The 6,440-nt window shown below is 65.0% G+C and carries 13 protein-coding genes; 11 read left to right on the top strand and 2 right to left on the bottom strand.

What is annotated here, in order from left to right:
- Nucleotides 1–351 (bottom strand): hypothetical protein (locus tag A5789_RS25750; protein WP_156773030.1); only part of this gene is annotated, 351 nt, incomplete at its 3' end.
- A 19-nt stretch (nucleotides 352–370) separates the two neighbouring features.
- The gene (locus A5789_RS25745; RefSeq protein ID WP_064927375.1) at nucleotides 371–1,450 is read right to left on the bottom strand and encodes a nuclease-related domain-containing protein; all 1,080 of its coding nucleotides are present in this window, start codon (nucleotides 1,448–1,450) and stop codon (nucleotides 371–373) included.
- A gap of 184 nt (nucleotides 1,451–1,634) precedes the next feature.
- On the opposite strand from A5789_RS25745, the gene A5789_RS25740 reads away from it, so the two are divergent.
- The 11 genes from A5789_RS25740 to A5789_RS25695 all read left to right on the top strand — a co-directional run bounded on the left by A5789_RS25740 (nucleotide 1,635) and on the right by A5789_RS25695 (nucleotide 6,308).
- The gene (locus tag A5789_RS25740) at nucleotides 1,635–1,844 is read left to right on the top strand and encodes a hypothetical protein (RefSeq protein ID WP_064927373.1); all 210 of its coding nucleotides are present in this window, start codon (nucleotides 1,635–1,637) and stop codon (nucleotides 1,842–1,844) included.
- Entirely contained in the window at nucleotides 1,841–2,365 is a 525-nt protein-coding gene (locus A5789_RS25735) for a hypothetical protein (protein ID WP_064927371.1), read from the top strand. Before A5789_RS25740 ends, A5789_RS25735 begins: the two co-directional genes overlap by 4 nt.
- Before the next feature lie 38 nt (nucleotides 2,366–2,403).
- Nucleotides 2,404–2,700 carry a hypothetical protein gene (locus tag A5789_RS25730; protein ID WP_064927369.1) on the top strand — a complete coding sequence of 99 codons (297 nt, stop codon included), beginning with the start codon at nucleotides 2,404–2,406 and terminating at the stop codon, nucleotides 2,698–2,700.
- Entirely contained in the window at nucleotides 2,700–2,876 is a 177-nt protein-coding gene (locus A5789_RS36910) for a hypothetical protein (RefSeq protein ID WP_156773029.1), read from the top strand. The genes A5789_RS25730 and A5789_RS36910 overlap by 1 nt, the downstream gene beginning before the upstream one ends.
- Entirely contained in the window at nucleotides 2,873–3,244 is a 372-nt protein-coding gene (locus tag A5789_RS25725) for a hypothetical protein (RefSeq protein ID WP_064927368.1), read from the top strand. The genes A5789_RS36910 and A5789_RS25725 overlap by 4 nt, the downstream gene beginning before the upstream one ends.
- On the top strand, nucleotides 3,241–3,645 hold the full coding sequence (locus tag A5789_RS25720; RefSeq protein ID WP_064927366.1) for a hypothetical protein: 405 nt from the start codon (nucleotides 3,241–3,243) through the stop codon (nucleotides 3,643–3,645). The genes A5789_RS25725 and A5789_RS25720 overlap by 4 nt, the downstream gene beginning before the upstream one ends.
- Nucleotides 3,642–3,962: a hypothetical protein gene (locus A5789_RS25715; protein WP_064927364.1), complete on the top strand. Its 321-nt coding sequence runs from the start codon at nucleotides 3,642–3,644 to the stop codon at nucleotides 3,960–3,962. Before A5789_RS25720 ends, A5789_RS25715 begins: the two co-directional genes overlap by 4 nt.
- On the top strand, nucleotides 3,959–4,294 hold the full coding sequence (locus A5789_RS25710) for a hypothetical protein (protein WP_064927362.1): 336 nt from the start codon (nucleotides 3,959–3,961) through the stop codon (nucleotides 4,292–4,294). The genes A5789_RS25715 and A5789_RS25710 overlap by 4 nt, the downstream gene beginning before the upstream one ends.
- 89 nt (nucleotides 4,295–4,383) lie before the next feature.
- Nucleotides 4,384–4,749, top strand: a complete 366-nt coding sequence (locus A5789_RS25705) for a hypothetical protein (protein WP_064927360.1) — start codon at nucleotides 4,384–4,386, stop codon at nucleotides 4,747–4,749.
- A gap of 73 nt (nucleotides 4,750–4,822) precedes the next feature.
- The gene (locus A5789_RS25700) at nucleotides 4,823–5,236 is read left to right on the top strand and encodes a hypothetical protein (protein WP_064927358.1); all 414 of its coding nucleotides are present in this window, start codon (nucleotides 4,823–4,825) and stop codon (nucleotides 5,234–5,236) included.
- A gap of 202 nt (nucleotides 5,237–5,438) precedes the next feature.
- A complete protein-coding gene (locus A5789_RS25695) occupies nucleotides 5,439–6,308 on the top strand; it encodes a protelomerase family protein (protein ID WP_197516733.1) in 870 nt (289 codons plus the stop codon).
- Nucleotides 6,309–6,440: the final 132 nt, after the last annotated feature.

Below are 6,440 nucleotides of genomic sequence, written 5' to 3'. Positions count from 1 at the left end.
CAGTCCGGTCAGCAGGCCCTTGAGGGCGGCGGCGGTCGGCATCGCGTCGAAACTGCTCATCCGCATACCGGTCGCGTCGTCGGTGACGGCCACATTCGCGCCGTCCCAGACAAGCCCAGTGTCCCCGGCCGCCGCGGGATACAACTCGACATGCACCACGCGCCCACCACGAGTCAGGGTCACACGGGTCATTCTCAGGTTCTCGACGCCGTGGACGGTCTCGAGCTGGACAGGCACCTCCCGATGCAGGGCCCACGCGATGACGGCCTCACGCAGGGCCACCAGACGCCGCTCGAAGGCATCAGCGGCGATCGCCTCATAGTCGCGGTCGTCGGGGGTCTGGTCGCTCATCGGATTCCCTCTGGCGGTCTCAGTTGCAATTTGCCTGGAATGGATAGCAGATCGTCGACGGATCCCCCATCGGGAACGTCGACAGCGGCCCGCCATCATGTGCCGGAGCCGGAGCCGGAGCCGGAGCCGGAGCCGGGGCCGGCGGCGGCGGCGGCGGTGCGACAGCCGGAGCGGGCGCGGCCGGATCGGCGGCCGATGTGCCCGTGCCGGTGCTGTGGTGGCTCGAATCGGAGTGATCGTTGTCGACCGCGAACCACAGCACCGACCCGACCACCGCGATAGCCGCCACCGTCGCTGCGGTCTGCCGCGCCCTCGAGCGCCGATGCGGCTGCGCCGGACGCATGACACCGGCCTGCGGCCACGACACATCGGTGACCATGGCCATGGTCGGGTTGTCCGGGATCTCGCCCGTCGGAACCCAATCCCGCTTGGTCGGGCCACCAGCCGGGCCACTGGTGGCGGCTACTGGCGTGATCGGCTCGGCGGTGCCCGGGAACCCGAGCCCCACCAGCTCGCCCTCGCTGAAACCGGTCACCCGCAACTCAGCCAGCATCTGCGCCACCAGCTCGGCAGTCCACACCGCCGCGCGCCGATGCGGGCCACCGTCGAACCACGGCGCCACATCCACATCGGGGGTGGCCAGCTGCACGTCCCGCCCGGTCGGCAAGGCACCGGAATTCAAGGTGACCGGGAATCCGGGCAGCGGCACCACGGCCACCAGGCCGGAAATGAACTGATCCCCGCCCAAGCCCTCCACCAGCTTCTTCAAGTCGTAGAGACGCTCGCTCACCTGGTCCAGCGGGTTGGTGTCCCCGGTGCGCACATGCACCGGATCCCCGACCACACCAGGCAGCGACCAGCGCGAATTCGCTGGGCACGACAACTCACCCGAGACCCGCTCCCGCAGGCCCTTCACCTCCACCACCGTGCAGGAATGCGGGGTCACGACCAGCAGGTCGGCCTCCCCCGCGCCCTTGCCCCGCCGATGCGGGATGTAGCAGCCGCTGACCGCGATACCCGGCAGCGACGAATTCACCAGCGCATCGACCACGACCTGTTCGGCCCCCGATTTGTTCCGCTCAGCGTTGACGACCAGCACGACAAACCACCTTCTCTGTCTGCCGAGGCGGGTAGCAGCCGCCCCGATCACGAGTGTTCACGATAAAACGATAACACGATTAGTCGTTAAATCGTGTTACGATGAAGTCTGTTCAATCGGAACGAGGAGGAGAACGAAAACCGATGCCCCCCACCGATATCCAGTTCAGCACACCGGAGCACTGATGGGACGACGACCGAAGAAACCCGCCGACCCCGGCGAACCGCTGTTCGACTCACCGACCGCCCGCCGGAACCCCACCCCGAACTGCCCACAATGCGGCGGCGACGGCTGGAAACTCGGCCCCGACGGCGCGCCCGTCGAACCCGCCATCCGCTGCCCCTGCACCGATCCAGTCGGATTCGGCGCCACCCAGGAAGACCCGAACTCATGAGCGACAACACCCCCCGCACGATCGAACACGACACCGCCGGCCCCGCCGTGCTGGTGCTGAGTCTGCCCACCGCTACCCGCGTCATCGTCGGCACCGACCCGGCCACCACCACCGCTGTGGTGTCGCTGACCCCCGCCACCGGCGACGACGACGCCCGCGCCACGATCGACTCGGCCACCATCTCCGCCGAGGGCCGCCGCCTCCGGATCACCGCCATCCACACTCTCGCTCCGCTCCCGTCCTCGGTCCCCGGAGTGAACATCCAGGGCGGAACGGTCATCGCAGGCAATATCGGCGGCAGCGGCAACATCGGCATGGTCAGCGGCACAATCAACGGCTCTCACCGCACCGGCCGAATCACGGGCACCGGCGCGCTGGTCGCCCACGCGAGCGTCCCGACAGGGTCGACCGTGCGAATCATCGCCGACGACGCCGAGGTGGCGATCTCGGGCCAGCTGGGCTCGGTGGAGGTCGACACACGCGGTCACGTCGCCATCGACCTCACCGGATCGGCCAGCTGACATCCAGATCGAATTCGGAACCAGGAAGGCATAACCCCATGACCGATCTAGCCGATATGAAGGCCGAGATGCGCGCATTCCGCGCGGCTCCGCCGCCGCCGTTGCTGCCGATCGCGCCGATGACCGAGCAGCAACAGAAGCTGTTCGGCTGCGATACCGCCGAGGGCTGCCTGCGCTGGCAGCGCACCGGAGCCTGGCGCCACGCCGGATACACCGGGCCCCTCGACCAGAACGCCAACATTCCCGACCCCGACGACCCCGCCCAGCACGACGATCTGGTGATCATGGCCCAGCTCCGCGCGGTGGACCGTATGGCCATGGAGGCGGATCTGTGATGGCCGCCCTGAACGAATGCCCGAACTGCCGAGTGGAACTCGACGACCACGGCAACGAGGTCAGCTGCTGGAAATGCGGCTGGAGCGTGCGCGCCGTCGACGACCCGATCGGGTACTTCCGTCGCTCCGACGACATCAAAGACGCCCGGCTGTTCCACGAAAGGCTGAGGCGATGAGCACCGATCCCTACCTGGTGGTGCTGCACGCCCACGGCCTGGAGGTCGACCACAACCCCCGAGTCGGCGTCGCCGCGGCCGGCCACATCCGCAACTGCTCGTCACAGGGCATGGGCCGCCTGCGCGCCTGGTTCAGCGACGATTTCGGCTTCGAGAGCATCACCGGCCGCCCGCGCTACGCGGCCAACGAGCTGGCCGACCACATCCTGCGCGCCATCGGCTACCACCAGCCCGAGGCCGAGTACTGGCGCGGCGTCGTCGCTCTCTCGATGGAGGAGGACCCCGCTACCGAGACCATTCCACCGATCCCCGCCGACGTCCTGGCCACCATCCAGGAGTTGGAAACCGAGTTCTGGGAGACACATTGACCACCACCGCCGGCCGAATCGGCTTCACCCTGTGGGCAACCCCGGCCACCGCGCCGTCGTGGGTATCGAGCCCGACCATCGAAATCGAGCGCGTCACAGACGATGACGTGATCTGGGCGTTCTCGCTGCGCGAGCTGCCCGAGCCCCGCGGCAATGCACGCCACATCCAGGGATATCCGGCGTGGGCCAAAGACGGCCCCGAACTGCACCTGAGCATCTTCGCCGAGGGCCTGGCCGCGCTCGCCGATCCGGATATCGCGTGGTTGTTCACCGCTCTGGCCGAACACCGCCCCGCGACCGTCACCGAGGTGGCCGAGATCCTGGCCGCGGGCGGTGTGATCGACCGGACCGCCGAGGAAGCAGCCGCTCAGGGCCTCCCGCAGCCGCAGGCGACCCGATGACCACAACGGCCGTGAATGGCGCCCAGAAGGCCACACAGAGCCCATTCCGGGCCGGGGAGCGCGTGGTCTTCCACGGCCTGTTCGGCAGCATGCTCCTGGCCACCGTGCAGCCGCCGGGATACAGCCTCAACGGCAATATCCCGATCGTGCTGGACGTCGACGAGGACAGCCGCACGGTGGCCGTTCCCCCGATCCAGCTGACCCCGGAAACGGCTCCAGAACCCACCGATCTGCTGGAACTGCTGGCCGCCGAAGAGACGCAAGACATTTCACAGGCTCAGGCAAATACCGAGACCGAGCGAGAGGACAACCAATGAACCTGCGCAAACTGCTGACCCGACACCGCAACACGCCCACCCCCGCGGCCCCGGCCGCCCCGGATCTGCCATCGCTGCACGACGATCCGCTGATCGACCGCCGCGCGCATTCCCTGGAGATGTGGTGCGAGGACCCGCAGTGTGAGCAATGCACCGACACTGGCGACGGCGAATGCCTCGAAACCGCCGAGATCGTCAACGGCAAGTGCAGCTGCGGACGATGGTCCTGCAAGGACTATGGCGACCTCGAAGTGATGGGCGCGTTCAACGCTCACCTGCGCCAGGTCCAGCGCGCCGCACACCACCAGGCCGCCCGAAGCGGCGCCCGATAAGCCGCGGGCTCCAGAAGGCCGGCCAACGTGTCGGTGCCCTGTACAACACTTCTCCTCATCACCAACCCACAACCAGAGAGGAAACACCGGTGATCACCACTTTCGACGCGTCCGAGGAACTGCTGACCGAACTGAAACTCGAGGATTCGGCCACCGATTCGCAGCTGGACGACGCGATCGTTGCCCGCCACACCAGCGACAACCACGTGATCGACAGCATCTACCACGGTTCGCACGACACCATCAAGTCCCTGGTCTCTTTTGCCGAGGAATCAGGCTGGGGCACAAGCACTCCCGAACTCGCCCCCCTGTGCGAGGCAACCGGATGCCAGGCGTGCGATGAGCACTGGCGCACCACCATCTGGGGCTCGGAGACCTTGCTCGGGTTCGAGGAGATCCGCGACGACCTCAAAGCGATCTACGCCGCCCTCGGGCTGACGCTCACCGCGAAATAGAACAGCGCGGGTCGGGGGCGCAGCTACCGCCCCCGACCCGCTCCTCCCATCATCGCAACCCCATAGGAGCGAAATGGACATCACCCTCGAATCGGGCCCCTGCCTGGTGGAATTCACCCCCAGCCCAGGCCTGTCCCCCGATCGATTCATCTGCCCGAACCTCCGGACCGCACTGGAGCGAGCCGTCGAAGTAGCCAACCCCGGCCCCGGGTCGGTGTGGCCGGACGAATTCGACCGCGTACGACTGTCGATCACCTGCGCTCAGCCGAACGGCAGCCTGGCCGACCCGCAATTGATCACCATCGGCCCACCGCCAGACGTGTATGTCGCCGCCTTGAACTGGAGCGCCGACTACGCCACACCAAGGTTCATCCAAGCCCTGACCGGCGAGGAGAACCCGAGCGTGAGTGAACTGCGAACCGCGATGATCGACCCATCGAAACTGGCCATGGCCCTGCAGGCCATCAGCCCGCAGAGCGTCAAGTGAAAACGCTCGGAAACATCAGGGAACACGCCCTGTAAATAACGGGAGTAGTGACCAAACGCCAAGGCCGGGAAGCGGTTTCGCTTCCCGGCCTTCGTTGTAATAGCCGCCGCAGATCTCATGAATCGCGCCCCGTAATCTAGCGCTACCCCACCTTTACGGTTATACTTGGGGAAGTTGGCGACGCGAACACAGGAGGATGGACATGGCCCAGCTGTCGAAAGCGGAAGAGCAGCGCATTGCGGAATTTGTCGAACGGGTCACGGATATGCCGCCGAATCAGCTGCGAATGGTCGCAATGTCCGAGCTGTCCTTTATCTACAACCGCAAGAAGGCGGACGGCCAGAAATACTCGGTTCTGACCAACCGGAACCTGGTCGCCGCCTACCGCCACGCCCTCGCGGAGAAATTCGGCGAATTCTCGGAAGCGTCGAAGTATATGCGGTACTCTCCTGCTCGCAAGGAAGAGTACGACAAGCACCAGGCCGAGGCCCGCAAAGCCAAGCACCGCGACGTGCGGCCCCTGGACCCTGACGAATTTGTCAACACCGCGCTGGTGTTGCTCGGAGAGGTCATGTTCGAACGCTGGTCCAACCCCAAGGCCATCGCGGCCCTGTGCGCCCTGACAGGCCGGCGCCCTGTAGAGGTGGCACTCCGGGGCCAGTTCACGCCGGTAGAGGGCAGCAAGTATGAGGTGGTGTTCAGCGGCCAGGCCAAGACCCGCGACCCTGGGCGGGCCGACATGTCCTACGTGATCCCCATCCTGGGAGACCGCGACACCGTGCTCCAGGCACTCGAAGAATTGCGGAGCAAAGTCGATCAGAATATCGACAACAAACAATTTTCGGCGAAGTACAATAAAGAAATCGGACTCGCATCGAAAAAGGCATTCCAAGACGGAGACGGAAAGCCGTTGATTCCTTCCGATTTGCGCGAGGCATACGCGGCTGTGGCGTATTATGAATTCGCCGATAGAAATGTCCTCGACATCGCGTACAAATCGGAAATCCTCGGACATAAATTCATCGACACCACCCTCGATTACCTCGGATTCTATCTCGAATCATTCGAATAGAATTCCCCTCAGAAATCAATATGGAATTCAGCCATTTTCGAATTCCGAATTCGAAAGGCTGAATTCCATATTGATTTCTGAGGGGAATTCTATTCGAATGATTCGAATAGAATCCGAGGTAATCGAGGGTGG

Origin of the sequence: Nocardia sp. 852002-51101_SCH5132738 (assembly GCF_001665695.1) — a bacterium.
In the GTDB taxonomy this organism is placed as follows: domain Bacteria; phylum Actinomycetota; class Actinomycetes; order Mycobacteriales; family Mycobacteriaceae; genus Nocardia; species Nocardia nova.
This window is presented reverse-complemented; position numbering and strand designations above follow the sequence as displayed.

Coding starts and splice junctions, on each gene's coding strand:
- A5789_RS25740 (WP_064927373.1), top strand. CDS start 1,635: ATGGGACGACGACCGAAGAAACCCGCCGACCCCGGCGAACCGCTGTTC.
- A5789_RS25735 (WP_064927371.1), top strand. CDS start 1,841: ATGAGCGACAACACCCCCCGCACGATCGAACACGACACCGCCGGCCCC.
- A5789_RS25730 (WP_064927369.1), top strand. CDS start 2,404: ATGACCGATCTAGCCGATATGAAGGCCGAGATGCGCGCATTCCGCGCG.
- A5789_RS36910 (WP_156773029.1), top strand. CDS start 2,700: ATGGCCGCCCTGAACGAATGCCCGAACTGCCGAGTGGAACTCGACGAC.
- A5789_RS25725 (WP_064927368.1), top strand. CDS start 2,873: ATGAGCACCGATCCCTACCTGGTGGTGCTGCACGCCCACGGCCTGGAG.
- A5789_RS25715 (WP_064927364.1), top strand. CDS start 3,642: ATGACCACAACGGCCGTGAATGGCGCCCAGAAGGCCACACAGAGCCCA.
- A5789_RS25710 (WP_064927362.1), top strand. CDS start 3,959: ATGAACCTGCGCAAACTGCTGACCCGACACCGCAACACGCCCACCCCC.
- A5789_RS25700 (WP_064927358.1), top strand. CDS start 4,823: ATGGACATCACCCTCGAATCGGGCCCCTGCCTGGTGGAATTCACCCCC.
- A5789_RS25695 (WP_197516733.1), top strand. CDS start 5,439: ATGGCCCAGCTGTCGAAAGCGGAAGAGCAGCGCATTGCGGAATTTGTC.